The sequence below is a fragment of the Parashewanella sp. 2304DJ23-3 genome (assembly GCF_056591695.1).
In genome coordinates, this window is the sequence record NZ_JBWQOH010000013.1 from 77,083 (window position 1) to 93,472 (window position 16,390).

Consider the following 16,390-nt stretch of genomic DNA (forward strand, 5'->3'; position numbering starts at 1 on the left):
GCCGTCGATTCGACGGCTTAGACTTAACTTATAAGTGGTATTGTTATGTCACAGGACTTACTTCGCACTCCTTTATACAATTTACACCTAGAAGCAGAAGCTAAAATGGTGCCGTTTGCTGGCTATGAAATGCCAGTTCAGTATCCACTAGGCGTCAAAAAAGAGCACCTTCACACTCGTGATGCCGCAGGTCTATTTGATGTTTCACACATGGGACAAGTGTTCCTAAAAGGTGCAAACGCCGCTCAAATGCTTGAAAACTTAACGCCTGTTGATATCAGTGATTTACCAGAAGGCAAACAAAAGTATGCGTTGTTCACTAATGAACAAGGCGGCTTGATGGATGATCTAATGGTCAGTAACTTAGGTGATGGCTTATTTGTTGTGGTTAACGCTGCTTGTAAAGAGCAAGACATCGCTCATATGCAAGCCAACCTTGTCGACGGTGTTGAACTTACTGAAATGCCTGATCGCGCATTGCTTGCACTTCAAGGTCCAAAGGCTGCTGAGGTGATGGCTCGCTTATTACCTGAAGTATCGACCATGGTATTTATGGACAGCCGTCGTGTGAACATTGATGGCGCTGAATGCATTATTGGTCGTGCGGGTTATACCGGTGAAGATGGTTTTGAAATTTCAATTCCAGCCGACCAAGCGGAAAGCATCACACGTAAGCTGTTAGCTGAAGATGAAGTTGAATGGATTGGATTGGGTGCCCGTGACTCATTACGTTTAGAGTCTGGCCTATGTTTGTATGGCCATGATATCGATACGACAACAACACCTGTTGAAGCCAGTTTGTTATGGGCAATCAGCAAGGTTCGTCGTACTGACGGTGAACGTGCTGGCAGTTTCCCTGGTGCAGATAAAATCTTAACTGAAATCGTCACTAAGGATGTATCTCGCAAACGTGTAGGTATGAAAGGTTTAGCTAAAGCGCCTGTGCGTGAAGGTGCGGAGTTGTACAATGCTGATGGAGAAAAAATTGGCGTGGTTACTAGCGGTACTGCAGGGCCTAGCGTGGGTCACCCTATTGCTATGGGCTACGTCAAACCTGAGTATGCCGCACTAGATACTGAAATTTTTGCTGAAGTGCGTGGTAAAAAACTACCGATGCAAGTTGCTAAAATGCCATTTGTAACTCAACGTTACTATCGTGGCTGATTACACTTAATTAGCTCAATATAGAGGCTCTGCTCTCAGAGCCTCATCTAAGATTCTTTCTACCACCATTTCAAAGTGAGCTGAGTGATCAACGGATGATCATGTGAACATTCGCTGTCGGAAACCTCAAATATCACGGATACATCAGAAGCCACTTGCAACATATTAAGCTCATGATCGTAGTTTGCGTTGTCTGGGAGTAAATATGACGTCTGACTACAATTCGCTGGGTTAATCATTGTTTGCCGAGTCGTAATGTATACATCTTTTTCAAGCGCGGGTGATTTACTGACCACATTGAATGATAAGGTACCAATATCTCTAGAACCCGTACTTTGAGCAAAAGCAGATATGGGTAATAATGTGAATATCAAGAGGGCTAAATACTTTTTCATCGCTAACGTCTTCTTTAAAATGATAAAACAGTCGCAAAATTACCACAGTTATCTTGTATAAACTCTGTACTGTTTACCGTTTTTTCAGGTACTTACCTAAACTTTCCGCTAACGCTTTTTCTTGATCGGTTTTTCCGCACTTAAACTTATACCCTAAGTTTTCAGAGTCCCCTGCTATTGGATCAATGATCTTCACTACACGCCAACACTCATGACCCTCTCTAATGATTCGGTTAGGATCGAGTCGGTGATCAAGCGTTTTCTTCTCAGCAAAGGTTTCTCTCGCTGGCAACCACTCTTGTTTCATCTGCGGCGTCATTTCGCTCATCGAACCATAGCGATATTGTTCGTTTCCTAGTGGTAAAGATTCAAATTGCTGCTGTTGCTGCCGCTGTAAATAAGACTGAGTTGCAGCTTTAAAATTGAATTTTTTGGGCGCTTCTTCCAGCTTGTCTGGTGACTGCTGTTTTTTGCTTACTTCGACCTCTGTAACGGTAGGTGCCTCAGTAATGACTTTAGGCATATTTTTAATTTCAGGCTCTACTACTGTTACAGGTTGACTCTTTTCTTGAGGCACTTTTTTTGTGGCTGTAATCGGCATTTGATATAAAAATGCCTCTAGCTTTGGAAACATTGGTTTTTGCAGTAGTTGTAATTGCTCTACCTTATTGGGTGCTTGCCAGTTGCTAGCAAGAAACCAGAATAAGGCAACATGAAGCAACGCCACCAAACTGATATCTTTGTGTTGAGTATTAAGCGGTTGAGAAGCACTTTCATGACTGTTGGAACGTGTTGAATGATCAACGTAAAGCTCAGTTGGCTCAGTTCCATCTTCAGCATGCATTTGCCATTCTATGCACTCAACTTCATCATACTTCCATGATGCATTTAATCCCTGTAACAATGTTCACTCCAAGTTTCATCACTGAAACTATAGAGTTGTTAATTAAATGTAAGTTCCATAATTGAAAAAGAAGCATCAAAGCAATGAGATAAAATATCGCTTTAATACCTGATATTCTCAAATCCAAACGAATCGAATGGCTGAAATAAGATGAATGAACACGCTTAATCCAGCGACTTGCTGAAGCGTTTAGCTGCAATCAAAATTCCTAAGAACGTGAATACCAGTAACCATAAAGTATCCGGCCACATATCGATGACGCTTGCGTCTCGTAACACTACACCGCGTATCAGTCTCATAAAGTGCGTTGCTGGCAGTGCTTCCGCAATCCATTGAGCCGCAACTGGCATCGCATCATAAGAAAACGCAAACCCAGATAATAGAATTGATGGCAGTAAAATAAATACTGTCATTTGCATTGCTTGCATCTGCGTTTGAGCAATCGTTGAAAGCAATAAACCTAAAGTTAAACTGGCAGCAATGAAAGACAGCGTCACAAGCAACACTTGGATCAAAGAGCCATTAATCGGCACATCGAACAATAAGTGCCCGACGCCAAGGATGATCGCTACCTGCACTAACCCAACCACAATGTAAGGCACGATCTTGGCGACCATCAATTCAAGTGGTTGAATCGGCGTAGTGATCAATAACTCAATGTTACCTCTCTCCCTTTCTCGCACAATCGCAAGACTAGTGAACATAACCATCGTCATGGTCAAAATCACCCCAGCTAACCCTGGAACAATATTTACCGCACTGCGCTGATTCGGGTTATAAAAAATGGTTATCTCAAACGTTCGCTCAGGGGCGGCTTTTCGAACGGGAATATCAAAGTCAGTTAAGGGCATACTCTCCAATGCCTTGAAAGCCCCACTCACTAAAGTGTCAGACCCATCCACCAGCCACTGTCCTAAAATTCGACCTTGTGCAACCCGTTGCATAAAGTCTGGAGGTAACACTAATACTGCTCTCACTCTGCCTTTACGCAATGCATCTTGTGCTTGTTTAACGGTGCTATAGACATGTTTGACTCGTGGAATTTGGGTCGCTTTAACTGACTCTACTAACTGTCGGCCAAACACAGAGTTGCTCTGATCTACGACTCCAATAGGGATATTTTTAATTTCGATATTAATGGCATAACCGTAAAGCATTAATTCGAGTAATGGCAGCATCACAACCATCATGACGGTTATACGATCCCGCATTAATTGGCGAAACTCTTTAAAAATCATGGCTCCAATTCGGCGAGTAGACTTCATTGTCTGCCCTCCCCAGTCACAGAGACAAATACATCTTCTAAACTCGCCCGTGAGATTTCAAGCGTTGCGTTTTTCAATTCAGGATACTGCTGCTTTAACCACGTCAAAGGTTGTGAGATATCCTCGCTGACTAAAACTCTTAAACGAACGCCTAACTGAGCTACAGAGTTAATGTATTCACTTTTCAATAATTGCGCTTTAATTTGCCGTAAGTTATCAGCGAGTACTTCGACAACCGTAACCCCGAGGTTATCCATTAATGTTTCAGGTAAACCATGAGCTCGAATGACACCAGCTTCCATAATGGCGAGGTTATGACAGCGCTCAGCTTCATCCATATAGTGCGTTGAAATAAGAATGGTCGTGCCGCTCTCGCACAAATCGAATAATTGCTCCCAAAATTCGCGGCGATTCTCTGGATCTACGGCAGACGTGGGCTCATCAAGGAATAACAGTTCAGGCTGATGAATAGTGGCAGCAGCCAACGATAAACGCTGCTTTTGCCCGCCACTCATACCTGAAACACGATTGTCTTTAAGCTGGCTGAGTCCATAGGTTTCGAGCTGAGTAATGAGACGTTCTTTTAATACTGATTCGGGCAAGCCGTATATACGGCCCATAAAGACTAAGTTTTCTTCAACACTCAGGTCGTCATATAAAGAGAATTTTTGAGTCATATAACCGATTTTTGTTTTTAGCTTTTCGGCTTCTTGAGGAACTTTTAAACCCAATACTTCGATATCACCAGCGGTTGGTGCGAGTAGTCCTGTTAGTAATCGAATACTGGTTGATTTACCACATCCATTAGGCCCTAAAAAGCCGTAAATTTGCCCTTTGGGGATAAACAAATCAAGCCCATTAACGGCGGTAAACTCACCAAACTTTTTCACCACACCTTGTGCTGTGATGGCAAACTCCTCTGTCATAATGAGTTCCTTGGACGACTGACTTGTTTCGGCTCATCTTTATTCTTTTTAATTCTCGGTGGAGGGGGTAAGGTCATTGGTGAGAAATCAGCTTGCACAGGCATACCAGAAGGGAGTCGCTCTGCCGTTTTTGGGAGTGTAATTTCAGCTAAATACATCAGATGAGAGCGCTCTTGCTCCGTCAATGCATAGTAAGGACTAAAAGCAGGTTCATCCGAAATTTTTCTCACCTGACCTACAAACGAGGTTTTTACACCATCTACATGTACCACCACTTGTTTACCAATCACAAAATCAAGACGCATCGACGCAGGTACGTACACTCTTGCATAAGGAGCATTATCAGCCAATACCACAGCCACTACACCACCAATCGGTACACGTTCTCCCAGTTTATAAGGTAAGCTGTCAAGCACCCCGTTTCTGGTCGCTGTTACCGTAAGATCCTTTAATCGTTGCTCTTCTAAAGCAAACACGGCTTTTGCTGCTTCGAGTTCGGCTTTCGCTTGATCAATATCTTCGATTCTGGCACCAGCCGTAAGCTTTCTGAAAGCTTCATTGGCTGAACGCAAATTCGCCCGTGCGCTATCTCGGCTCGCTTTAGCACTATCAAGCTGGGCTCGACTGACTAATTTTCTCTGGTAAAGCTCTGAGATACGACGATAGTTTTTTTCTGTTTCATTATCCTGTGCTCTCGCATTTTCAACATTAGCATTAGCAACGGCAATGTCTTCTTCACGCTCACCGTTGGTCAATTTTCGTAATACTGCGTTGGCCTTTGCGACATTGGCTTTGGCTTGAGCTACAACGGATTGCTGGTGCGTACCATCAAGCTTGACCAACACATCACCCACTTTCACCTGTGCCCCTTCTTTAAAAGGCACTTGGCGGATAATCTCATTACCTGTAGCAGCAAACGTAATGCGATCACGCTCAAGCGTGCCTAAGGCTTGATTAGCCTGTTGATTGAAGCACCCAAAAAGCAAAGTAGTACACAATAATAGTAGAAGAACTCTCATACTCTTATCCCACAATAATCAGTAGCTTAAGTGTAGGCTATAAATCTCGTGTACTTCCGTACAAGTCTTGAACCTCTCTCATCACATAGAAAGTAGACTCTCCCGTTTGAGATGAATAATAGAAGCCTAACTTAACATAGCCGTCACCAACATCTTTCGCTTTAAACTCCAGAACAGATTTGTACGACATTGCGATAATCTTAAAACGCTTGATTGCCGTATCATCATCCTGTGTGTAGAGATCGACAAATCGACTTCTCATTCCCCCACTGAAAGAATTTATTTTTTCAAACCAACTTATAGTCTCTGATTGAGACAGAGTCACTTCAGTTATTTTTTTTTGCGGGTTGCCGTGAGCCGGAAGCTGAAGAGCTAAAGAGGCCTGACCGAAAGCGTTATTCTTTCTAAAACCATACCCACTTTGAACTAACTTAGGTGCCCTTTGATTTATTGGTGACCGACTTACTGAGGGACGACTTACAACATCTCTTTCGCTTGCGGGAGGCATTTTATGCGCGTGTTGTCGACTTGGGTCAGAAGGCTCTCGCGTAAAATATAAATCTCTACTAGGTGAAGGCATTCCTTGATGGCTGCCATAACCTTCACGCCAAACACCTTTTTGACTGTGAGTACGGTCGCTTTTATTCAGCCCCATTGTCAATGTTTTTTCAGGATCATCATGTCTACTTGCTGTTGGGGGGGAGGCAGAAGGATAAGTTGATAAAGCCTTGAGTCCAAAATTTAACTCAATTTCTTCTGCTACTAGAAATTTACTTGTATGCGGGTCTCTCACTTTAACCAATATTGTATTGTTATCATGATTTTTCTCTATGTTGATCTGTGTGATGCCTCCAAAATTCGACATTGCTTGATTCAAATCATATTCACTATCTGAGAGCCTGAGCATGCCCATAAGAAGGTTAATCTCTAAATCCGTCTTTTCTAAATCCGATAGTAAATTTTTAGCGCTATTAGATTGAATTTCACTAGCTCTGGAAACCGCTCTTACTCCGCTAGCGATTGAATGACTGCCAGCATAACGAGGTTGCGGCTCACTACTATAGGGGTCTCTTGGCCTCGGAGAAATTGGCAGTGGAGTGATGCCTCTCCCCGGGGAATCACGATGATCATAACTCCGACTTTCACTTTGAACTGAATGAGTACCTAAAGGATTTTCAGCGTAACGAGGTTGGTGATCATCCCTGTGAGAGTCTCTTCTTTGAGGATACCCAGATTGAGTAGCAACACTTCCCCTTAAGGCTTGATGGTAATTATGGCTCCGACTTTCATTTTGAAATGAAGGAGTGCATGAAGGGTTTTCAGCGTAGCGAGGTTGGGGCTCTTCTCTATAAGAGGCTTCTGGTTGCAGATATCTTGATAATGCAGTGCCCCCTTCCCTTGAAGGGTAGTGATAACCATGACTTTGATTTTCACGTTGATATGAATGGATACCTTTATCGCTTCGTTCTTGGTCGCCCGTAAAAGCAGAAGCAACACCATAACTAGGCTTTCCTGACTTTGTTTTACACATTAACGCTGTCGCACTAGAACTTGGCACTTCATTGTGGCCAATTGGCAGTACGACTTGAGCCACTTGCTGCTTTTCGAATTCAATTCCTGCGGTGGAAAAAGTTAAATATCGACCGTTATTGAGCTTGAACAGATAAACCCTCTGCTCCTGTTTTTTGGTGTTTGTGACGGGTAATCCATCATCTTCACTCCCAATGAGCTTTGCAATTTTAAGCTTAGGAACGGACTCTTGAACACTGATATGCCAACCCCATGGATCCTCCATCTTACTCATGAGCATTGCCAAAAATTTGTTTTGCTTTAGTCCTTGCTCAACCTTTTCAAACTCTATTAACTGATCGACATTCATAACATAACCATTCGCTTCGTCACGAAATAAAGTAGCGAGTTCAGGTGAGATATCTCCGCTCCTATATGTGCTGTAATCATAAGCTTCGGCTATCTTAAAAACACATTCATGACCAACTTTACATTTTAATAAGTGTTCATTATCGACCTGAAACTCCAAAATAAAATCGTCTGGCTGGCCTTTTTGAGCGCTTCGCTCTTTAACGACCGAAAACCGAACTGCGTTGTTTCTACCTTCTTCTTTGTTGACCAACTTAATCATTAGCTGTGCAGCTTCAGTCTCGTCTTGAACGGGTTTATATGATTTAATTAAATCTTTCAATTCACGCTCTGTGAGCGAAGTAAAAAGAAACGCCTCGTGTGCAAGCTCGTCACTCGAGCATTCTACAATTTTATGCTCGGGCTTAACATCGCTCTCCGCTTCCCTAACTTCTTCATAGATTGCCCCAAAAGTTAATTTTTGACCACTCAAGGATTTAACAACCAATCGAGTAACTTTATAATGTTTATTAGAAGGATCTGCTGTCTCCTCTAGATAAATACAATGTCGGAGATCTGTTGGCAGAATATTTTGTAAATTATTGCAAGCTCTCTGCATATCGGATAAATCAAGCCTAGAATTAAAATATGCAAGATATGGCATAAAGCTTTTAGCATCACTCTGATTAGCAAGAGATTTAACAGCTGCTATGAAGGGTTCTTTTTTTTTCTCATCGACCTCTTTGTCAATCAAAGCAGCCTGTCGTCTTTCCATGCTGGCATTAATTTGTGCCTGTGAATAGCTTTGATATACAGATCTTGGTTGGTTGATAGCCTTTGGATGATACTTCTTTGTCTCAATAGTATATGGGGCAAGCCAGTCTGAATGCTTAATATCAACAACAAATGCTTCTTCCTGATGTCTATCAAAATCTTGCCTTCGTTTAATCGTCATCGTTATTTCTGCACTCAGTGGAGCAACCGCTTTTAATTGATTGAACCCCTGTATTGCTCTTTCGGCTTGATCTTTTGTTCGGCTTACAATTAATTGATGCAAAAATTTCATCGCCACATTTTTAAATGCACGATCGGGATAGTAACGGTCAATGAGTTGAGAAGTTCTAACAAATTCGGCATGCTCTGCATCAGACGCAAAGTCACACACTAGAACGCCTTGCTGAAACTGTTGATAATCTGCACTGGTAACGGCAACCTCTTCAGGGCCTTGTCTAGCGATATAATGCGCTACTCCTCCAACAGTCATTAGTCAATTTAACCTTTAGCGTATAGTACTTTTAAGTGTAACCACTATTGGGGCTATTGGAGTTAATGAAGAATGATATTTTAATTAATGTTCATTAATAAAAAACTGAGTAAGCTCAAGCATTTCCTGTCGATATATGCATAAATAACGTTAATGATACAGAGAAGAACAATGTTATATTCAATTTAATACAATTGATTAAAAAAGGATTTGTTCAATATCTCATGAATATAAGAAGCGTATTACCAAAAAATCACCTAATTCCAACAATCAGTTGTTTACTATTAAGTTTAGGCACCGCAACTGCTTGTGCGACAACATTAATTAAAAATATCAACGGTTATACCATCAACAATGGCCAACTGGTAAAGTTCAATGCCATTCAATTTACTCATGACAAAGTAGATAAACTATGCGTTGATTTCCCCTGCACAACTAATAGCAAAGCTAAGGTTATAGATGGTCAGGGAAAAACCGTTTTACCAGGCTTAATAGATGCGCATGGACACGTACTGGGTTACGGGCTAAACCTCAGCCGCATCAATCTCCGCGGTGTATCATCAGAACAAGCCGCCGTTGAAAAAGCCGTTTCATTTCGTAAAGAAAACCCAAGCCTTGCTTGGATTCAAGGTCGTGGCTGGAACCAAGTACTGTGGAATAGTAATGCATTTCCAACAAAAGCTTCTTTAGACAAAGCCTTTCCGAATACGCCAGTATGGCTTCGACGCGTCGATGGGCATGCAGCTTGGGCGAATTCTACTGCCTTAAAAATTGCTGGCATTACTAAAGACACAGTATCACCCGAAGGTGGTGAAATTATTCGTGATAAAAACGGGGAACCAACGGGCGTTTTTATTGATAATGCACAAGCTTTAGTGACCAAGCATATTCCAGAGTTAAGTGCTGAAGAAAAGAAAATTATCCTTAAAAAATCAATGCTAACATTAGCGAAGCTCGGTTTAACAGGAGTTCACGATGCGGGTGTAAGCAGCGACACTCTTAATGTTTATAAGGCATTGGCAAATAATAACGAAATTCCAATCCGTATTTACGCCATGATAGCAACAGGTGACCGCAAATTTGATCAACTCATGGCACAAGGCCCTTATCATCATCCCTCAGGCAAACTCGATATTGCCAGTATTAAAATTTTATCCGATGGCGCACTAGGCAGCCGCGGAGCGGCATTAATTGAGGATTACAGCGATAAACACGGTCATAAAGGATTATTACTTTATAAAGACAGTGAACTCAAAAATATCATCGAACATGCAATGTCCTCAGGGTTCCAAGTAAATACTCATGCGATTGGCGATAAGGCCAACCAGTTAGTATTAGATTACTATGAAAACTTGATTCCCAAAACCGACAGCAAAGCCTTACGACATCGAGTTGAACATGCCCAAGTTTTACAACTAAGCGATATACCTCGCTTTAACCAGCTTGGCGTCATAGCATCTATGCAGGCAACTCACGCCACATCAGACAAAAACATGGCAGAAGATCGACTTGGCTCAAAACGAATCAAAGGCGCTTACGCTTGGAGAAAGCTCATCAACGCTGGAGCTATCATTGCTGCGGGCTCAGACTTTCCAATTGAATCAGCTAATCCATTTTACGGGTTATATTCATCTGTTTCTCGCCAAGATCACCAAAATCAACCACCTAAAGGTTGGTATCCACAAGAAAAAATGACTATAACCGAAGCACTTGCAAGTTTTACGGTCAACAATGCTTTTGCTTCACATAAAGAAGCACAGCTCGGCCAATTAAAGCCTGGCATGAAAGCAGATTTAATTATTATCGATAGAGATATTTTTGAAGTACCACAAGCCGATATTTGGCAAACCAAAGTATTGCAAACTTGGGTTGATGGGAAAAAAGTATTTGAACGGTGAAATAAAACAGAATGACTCACGGTCAATTTAGTTAAGCATCATGCAATCCATTTCGGTTGGTGTCTAGAGTAAACATTCGTGATGACCAAAGCATTACGAATTTCCTTTTACTTGTTTCATCGTTGTCCCTGTTTTTACGAACTGCACTTTGCAGTTCGTTTTTTTATTGAGTTATCATCACTCCTGCTTCCCCTCAAGTTTACTGCATTAGACAAATTCAACGTAGAAATACTCTTTTGCCTTCAAAGGAAACGCTTCATCTCAATCATACTTTGATAGAATGCTGTTTGTTAACTGAGTATATTTTTCATCATCGACTCGAGTCTTAAATACCAAATATAAACCACCTGAAGTCTTGTAAGCTCTTTGAAGATTGCCTTCGGGTATACTCTTAGTCAGTTTAACATTCTCCTGATATTCATCTTTAAAAATACTCGACTTAATTTCTGCTAATTTTTTATTACCTAATCTAACTGTTTTACATTCATCAATCTCTTTCAAACCTGCGTCTAAGACTTCTACAGTTGGTTCATTCTCAGGCTTGCAATAACGCTTACGAATATCCTCAGAGCTATGCTCTAATAAAGGGTAGTCCATCTCACGGATGGCTTTATCTACCCAAGCTTGTTGTCCGAACTCAGGTTTTGTAGAAGTAGTACTCCCACCCTTATTCAGCACTGTCAGGTAAAGCCCTACTGAAGTTTTATATACTGCTAAACAGTCTTTTACTGGAGGCGTATCTGTGATGATTACACGATCTCTATATTCAGGTTTAATCGCACTTCTCTTAATACAATCTAGTCTGTATTGAGCAACCCTAAGATCTGAGTATTTGTTAAGTTCATACATCCACATTGACTGATTATCTTTCTCACAAAAATTATCGATAAACTCTCCTCTATATCTAGACAGTTCAAATGTAGGAGTTGGTATTTCAGCATCACTATCTTCAATCACTAAATACAACCCTCCTTCTGTCTTGTAAATTGCCTGAAACGGTGTCTCTGGGTAATGTTTACTGAATCGTATTTTGTCTTGATATTCAGGAGCAACAGTTCTTTTTTGATGGTATTTTACTATTGCATTAGCAGTATCGGCTTTTTCCCATGTTTGCATCTGCTGCAAGAGAGTTCTTGCCTGTGCTTGCGCTTTGCTACTTGAACGCTCAGCATATTTTGAGAGGAATGAGTCATCAAGCTTTGGAGCTTCCGACTCTTGTAACGCACAAGGAACAATATTCAAAACATATTTAAAGCGATGTAAACTAATCGAGTGCTTCACATACTCTCTACCAGCTTCATCTTTCACCACTTCTTCTATAAATTCTACCCCAGACAGTGTAGGAAGCTCTCTTATACAATGATATTTCCCTGTTTGAGAGATACTATCACCATTATCGCTGCACAAACCTTCAAACAGCTCTGCAAACCTTGGGGCATGATTACAATCACTCCGCATTAAATGCATCAAGTCAGCTTTCGAAAGGTAGGTCTCTATAGGATTACGAAGCTTAGGATTTCGACTTAAACATTCCGTCAATTGTGGCCTCACTGGGTCAACCAGAATATGGCCACCTCGAGTAACATACTTCTGCTCATTTCTAGCGAAACGCATATTTTTGCGATAACTTATATGAGCATCAGCAGGGTTTTCAGGTAAAGACTTTGGGGTTGGTAGCAAGCTTTCATCTAATTCAAATTTTTCAATGTCCTGTTGACTGCAGACTCCTTTTTCCTGAGTATTTTTTTCTTGTTGCATCTGCCATTGCTTATGAGCCATATCTTTTGCCTGAAAGCTCTGTAAAGTCATTGTGCTTTTATTTTCCGCCCCAACCGAACGTGTTTCTATTGGTAGGACGCTCACTCTTTGGGTATGTTGCCGAGTTGAAGGCATTGAACCTGCTTCTGAAGCACTCTCCATAAAAACACCACTATCCATTGTTCTCTGTCCAACGGATTCACGGCTTTTTAGGTAACAGAGCTCCAATTTATCGCTTAATTGCTCAGCTTGCTCTTCAGGTACACCTTTAAACTGCTTTACCTCATAAGCTTTACCATTACTCAATTCTAATGAGATAAGAACATTACACTTTCCAGTTTCTAGACAGGATGGGTCGGATTCATAATTAATACTGAATTTTACATCTTCAGCTCGGACACTTAGAGGAAGTTTACCGATGATACAATCTATTGTCAGAACAGATTGTTCAAGATCAACTAAAGGATTAAATAAGTAGCCAACATAATTTCTTGCAACTTTGCCGTCGACGCCTCCGATAGGCAAATAAGGGGTTAATGCATTTTTAACAGCTATGGCTTGCTTTTCGGAAGAAAACGCTTGTTGTATTGCTGTATTCCTAGGGTCATGAATAGCACTTGGTTCCTGAAAAGCTGAGCAAGCAAAACTTGGCCTTAATGAACAACTCATGATTACCTCGAAACTGACTTCTTTAGGAGTATTTTATAATAAAAATAGCGAGATAAACTTAAGGGGAAATGATTCCTTAGTTAAAGATGTTTAACATCATAAAGCGCTTTCATGGGTTTGAAATGTCCAGCAAACTACCCTCGTGATTTTCTGCCCTTGAGTCATATTAATGATTTTATGATCTGCCACATTTACACTCTTCAGCGCTTTCTTAATTGCAGAAAGGTTCTCTTTCTTGGCTACTAATGAAGTAAACCAGTAGCATTGTTTGCCGAACGCTTTGCTTTCCTCAATCATATTTCTAATAAACGCTGACTCTCCTCCATCACACCAAAGTTCATTGCTTTGACCAGAGAAGTTTAGCTTTTGGCTGCAATCAGCCTGGCTTCCTCTCCTCTTACGCTGATTGCTCGCTAAGTTATCTAATTTACGTTTACTGCCAATTTCAGCTTCAGCGGCGCTTTTATGAAAAGGGGGATTACACATGGTGAAGTCGTAAAATTCATCCTCTTTGATGATGTGTTTAAAAAAGTGCCTATTGTTAGGTTGATGTCTAACATCAATATGTGCAGATAATTTATTAGCCTCCACCAACAGCTGTGACGCTTTTACTGAGGGCAAATTGACATCGCAACCAACAAACTGCCAACCGTAGGTCTTATGCCCAAGTAAAGGATAAATTAGACTGGCGCCGCAACCAATGTCTAATCCACGAACTTTTCTTTCACCCAGCTTTTTGACTTTCGTTTGATAAGTTGCAGCCAGTAAGTCAGCCAAATAATGCACATAATCAACTCGCCCAGGGATAGGTGGGCATAGAAAGTTTTCCGCTAATTGCCAATATTGCACACCATACTCTGATTTTAATAACGCTTCATTGAGTAGCAACACAGACTTAGGGTTAGAAAAATTAATGGACTCAGTGCCTGCTGGCGTTGTGATCAGTTCAGCTTTTAGTTTGGGGCAGCAAGCCACTAACATTGCAAAATCATACCCTTGGTTATGTCGGTTTCTTGGGTGTAATTTTTTTCTCTCATTACTTTTTTTAGGATGTTTCTGAGACATTGATTAATTTTGATTTATGGCTGGTCTGAAGGGGATTATATAAAAATCTCAATGATAATGCCCGTTATCAGCCTTTGTGCTTTCTTATACAGTCACGGTAACGATTAAACCTTCTTAACATTGATTACTGAGGTCAAATGAACCTGATATAACTCCTTATATGAAAAAAACACTACTTATTACAGGTGCTACTCGTGGCATCGGTCTATCAACCTTAAAACTCTTCTTAAGTAAGGGTTATTATGTGGTGGGCACTTACTACCGTAAACAAGAAGTCGCACAAAAGCTGCTGGCCGAATACGGCTCTGAGTGCCTCGAGTTTCATCAACTGTTTCAGGGGAATAAACACTCTCACGAACAACTGATAGGCCAGCTTAACCGCCGCATTGATGTCCTTATAAATAATGCAGGGTTGGGCAGCAAAACTGTTGAGCAAGTCAGTAAAAATCCGTTTGAACAAGACCAAGCGTTACTCCATGTAAACGCACTTGGCCCTCTTTGGCTCTGCCAAGACCTTATTCCATTCATGCTTGAACATGGTGGAAAAATCATCAACATTGCCTCAGTGGGAGGCGGAATCACTCATTTTCCGTCTTTTCGTTTGGCCGATGGAATGAGCAAAGCAGCGCTCACGTTCATGACGAAGCAGCTAGCCAGTGAGCATGTCCATTCTAATATCGATATTTTTGCTATTTGCCCTGGAGCGACCAATACTGATATGTTCAATGCTTCAACATTGGCTTCTCTCTCTTATGAAGAAAGAGCACAATTTATTTCAAATCTCGCTAAAAAACGTCTCATTGAACCCTCGGAAATTGCCAATTTGTGTTTATTCTTAGCCAGTGAACAATCGCAACTTCTTCATGGCGCTATAATCGACGCTTCCATGGGATTAGGTGTTGCACCAGAACTGGTCTCCAAGAGGGAAAATATAACGTGATAGCGAACCGAGCAAAATATCTACTCTCAGAACCTTCAAATGTTATAAACCACCATTTTCAATGTATGCGTGACCCATATCAGCCACATTCCAGCCCTAATGGGTATCTCAATTTTGGAACAGCTGAAAACTATTTAATGGATGCTAAGATCCAACAAAAGCTGGCTGAATGGCGTCACAGTGAACAAGCCAACACAATTTCCAAACACTACACAAGCGTTCAAGGTATTGAAGAGTTACGAGAAGCACTCAAGGCCTACTTAGCTAAGTTTAACAATGTCATTGTAGAGGACATCAACCAATTGACGCTGAGTACTGGTGCAGGCACCATCCTACATATGCTTAGCCATATCTTGTTGGAACCACAAGATTCGATGCTCACGATGGTCCCCGCTTACAGTGGTTTTTTTAAAGATATTGGCCCTACATTTGATGTAAACCTAGACGTCAGTAATTGTCTGACCGCTCAGGGGATCAACCTTGAAACTTTTGAATGGGATATCCAACACAGTCGTAACCTCAAAGCATTACTCATTAATCACCCTCATAATCCTACTGGTTACTTAATGAATGAGTCAGAAATATCACAAGTTATTCAACTGGCTAAAAAGTATGATTTGGCGATCATCAGTGATGAAGTATATGCAAACTCGGTATACGCCGAAGGTCAGTACATCAGCTTTCTCGATGAACGCTTTGATCACCTCGATCATCGTGAACATATTCATATGGTCTATGGCATAGCAAAAGATCTTTGTCTCTCAGGGTTTAAGCTCGGTTGTTTTCATTCAAAAAATCCTACTGTAAATCAAGCTATGACGGCTTTTGCTTTTTTCCATTCCGTCAGCTCCATTGCTCAAACCTGCACCAGCTACTTGTTACAAGATTTACCTTGGTGTCAGCAATTTATTGAAGTCAATAATCAACGACTAGCGGAAACTCAACAGCGAATCACTCACGCTATGCATCAACAAGGCATTGAGTTCTTTCCTGCAAAAGCAGGGATTTTTTTATGGGCTGATTTCAGCAAAAGATTTCATTTAGACTCATTAGAAAAAGAGCAAGCCTTCAATCTAAGACTTTTTCAAGAATCTAAGATCAACTTTTCTTGTGGGCATGATTACTACTCGGATCAAGTAGGGAGGCAGCGGATTTGTTTTGCTAAGGACATTCCAACTGTCAATGAAATGCTCAGGCGGTTTGATATATTTGCCTCTAAAAACTAAAACGCAGTGTAATTGCACTGCGTTTTAGTCACGACAACGG

Annotated in this window: 12 protein-coding genes; 4 read left to right on the top strand and 8 right to left on the bottom strand. The window is 41.2% G+C overall.

The window, feature by feature from the left end; all coding sequences use genetic code 11:
* Nucleotides 1–45 precede the first annotated feature (45 nt).
* The gene (gene gcvT, locus AC1EU2_RS17625) at nt 46–1,164 is read left to right on the top strand and encodes a glycine cleavage system aminomethyltransferase GcvT (protein WP_480299589.1); all 1,119 of its coding nucleotides are present in this window, start codon (nt 46–48) and stop codon (nt 1,162–1,164) included.
* A gap of 59 nt (nt 1,165–1,223) precedes the next feature.
* On the opposite strand, the gene AC1EU2_RS17630 is transcribed toward gcvT, so the two are convergent.
* The 6 genes from AC1EU2_RS17630 to AC1EU2_RS17655 form a co-directional block, all read right to left on the bottom strand.
* Nucleotides 1,224–1,559: a hypothetical protein gene (locus tag AC1EU2_RS17630; RefSeq protein ID WP_480299590.1), complete on the bottom strand. Its 336-nt coding sequence runs from the start codon at nt 1,557–1,559 to the stop codon at nt 1,224–1,226.
* Nucleotides 1,560–1,632: 73 nt separating this feature from the next.
* Nucleotides 1,633–2,463, bottom strand: a complete 831-nt coding sequence (locus tag AC1EU2_RS17635; protein ID WP_480299591.1) for a hypothetical protein — start codon at nt 2,461–2,463, stop codon at nt 1,633–1,635.
* Nucleotides 2,464–2,627: 164 nt separating this feature from the next.
* The gene (locus AC1EU2_RS17640) at nt 2,628–3,728 is read right to left on the bottom strand and encodes an ABC transporter permease (protein ID WP_480299592.1); all 1,101 of its coding nucleotides are present in this window, start codon (nt 3,726–3,728) and stop codon (nt 2,628–2,630) included.
* Nucleotides 3,725–4,657, bottom strand: coding sequence for an ABC transporter ATP-binding protein (locus tag AC1EU2_RS17645; RefSeq protein WP_480299634.1), 933 nt, complete (start codon nt 4,655–4,657; stop codon nt 3,725–3,727). The genes AC1EU2_RS17640 and AC1EU2_RS17645 overlap by 4 nt, the downstream gene beginning before the upstream one ends.
* Nucleotides 4,651–5,673, bottom strand: a complete 1,023-nt coding sequence (locus tag AC1EU2_RS17650; RefSeq protein ID WP_480299593.1) for an HlyD family secretion protein — start codon at nt 5,671–5,673, stop codon at nt 4,651–4,653. Before AC1EU2_RS17650 ends, AC1EU2_RS17645 begins: the two co-directional genes overlap by 7 nt.
* A 37-nt stretch (nt 5,674–5,710) precedes the next feature.
* Entirely contained in the window at nt 5,711–8,794 is a 3,084-nt protein-coding gene (locus AC1EU2_RS17655; RefSeq protein ID WP_480299594.1) for a hypothetical protein, read from the bottom strand.
* A gap of 224 nt (nt 8,795–9,018) precedes the next feature.
* Between AC1EU2_RS17655 and AC1EU2_RS17660 the strand changes: the two genes are divergently transcribed.
* Nucleotides 9,019–10,692 (top strand): amidohydrolase, encoded by a 1,674-nt coding sequence (locus tag AC1EU2_RS17660; RefSeq protein WP_480299595.1) that lies wholly within the window; start codon nt 9,019–9,021, stop codon nt 10,690–10,692.
* Nucleotides 10,693–10,953: 261 nt separating this feature from the next.
* On the opposite strand, the gene AC1EU2_RS17665 is transcribed toward AC1EU2_RS17660, so the two are convergent.
* Nucleotides 10,954–13,119 (bottom strand): hypothetical protein, encoded by a 2,166-nt coding sequence (locus AC1EU2_RS17665; RefSeq protein ID WP_480299596.1) that lies wholly within the window; start codon nt 13,117–13,119, stop codon nt 10,954–10,956.
* Nucleotides 13,120–13,215: 96 nt separating this feature from the next.
* Nucleotides 13,216–14,184 (bottom strand): 23S rRNA (adenine(1618)-N(6))-methyltransferase RlmF, encoded by a 969-nt coding sequence (gene rlmF, locus AC1EU2_RS17670; RefSeq protein ID WP_480299597.1) that lies wholly within the window; start codon nt 14,182–14,184, stop codon nt 13,216–13,218.
* Nucleotides 14,185–14,344: 160 nt separating this feature from the next.
* On the opposite strand from rlmF, the gene AC1EU2_RS17675 reads away from it, so the two are divergent.
* Together AC1EU2_RS17675 and AC1EU2_RS17680 are read left to right on the top strand one after the other, a co-directional pair.
* Nucleotides 14,345–15,124, top strand: a complete 780-nt coding sequence (locus AC1EU2_RS17675; protein ID WP_480299598.1) for an SDR family NAD(P)-dependent oxidoreductase — start codon at nt 14,345–14,347, stop codon at nt 15,122–15,124.
* The gene (locus tag AC1EU2_RS17680; protein ID WP_480299599.1) at nt 15,121–16,350 is read left to right on the top strand and encodes an aminotransferase class I/II-fold pyridoxal phosphate-dependent enzyme; all 1,230 of its coding nucleotides are present in this window, start codon (nt 15,121–15,123) and stop codon (nt 16,348–16,350) included. Before AC1EU2_RS17675 ends, AC1EU2_RS17680 begins: the two co-directional genes overlap by 4 nt.
* The last annotated feature ends 40 nt before the right edge of the window (nt 16,351–16,390 follow it).

What these genes read in the sequence shown, in the direction of transcription:
- gcvT (WP_480299589.1), top strand. Translation starts at nt 46, where the DNA reads ATGTCACAGGACTTACTTCGCACTCCTTTATACAATTTACACCTAGAA.
- AC1EU2_RS17630 (WP_480299590.1), bottom strand. Translation starts at nt 1,559, where the DNA reads ATGAAAAAGTATTTAGCCCTCTTGATATTCACATTATTACCCATATCT.
- AC1EU2_RS17640 (WP_480299592.1), bottom strand. Translation starts at nt 3,728, where the DNA reads ATGAAGTCTACTCGCCGAATTGGAGCCATGATTTTTAAAGAGTTTCGC.
- AC1EU2_RS17650 (WP_480299593.1), bottom strand. Translation starts at nt 5,673, where the DNA reads ATGAGAGTTCTTCTACTATTATTGTGTACTACTTTGCTTTTTGGGTGC.
- AC1EU2_RS17655 (WP_480299594.1), bottom strand. Translation starts at nt 8,794, where the DNA reads ATGACTGTTGGAGGAGTAGCGCATTATATCGCTAGACAAGGCCCTGAA.
- AC1EU2_RS17660 (WP_480299595.1), top strand. Translation starts at nt 9,019, where the DNA reads ATGAATATAAGAAGCGTATTACCAAAAAATCACCTAATTCCAACAATC.
- AC1EU2_RS17665 (WP_480299596.1), bottom strand. Translation starts at nt 13,119, where the DNA reads ATGAGTTGTTCATTAAGGCCAAGTTTTGCTTGCTCAGCTTTTCAGGAA.
- rlmF (WP_480299597.1), bottom strand. Translation starts at nt 14,184, where the DNA reads ATGTCTCAGAAACATCCTAAAAAAAGTAATGAGAGAAAAAAATTACAC.
- AC1EU2_RS17675 (WP_480299598.1), top strand. Translation starts at nt 14,345, where the DNA reads ATGAAAAAAACACTACTTATTACAGGTGCTACTCGTGGCATCGGTCTA.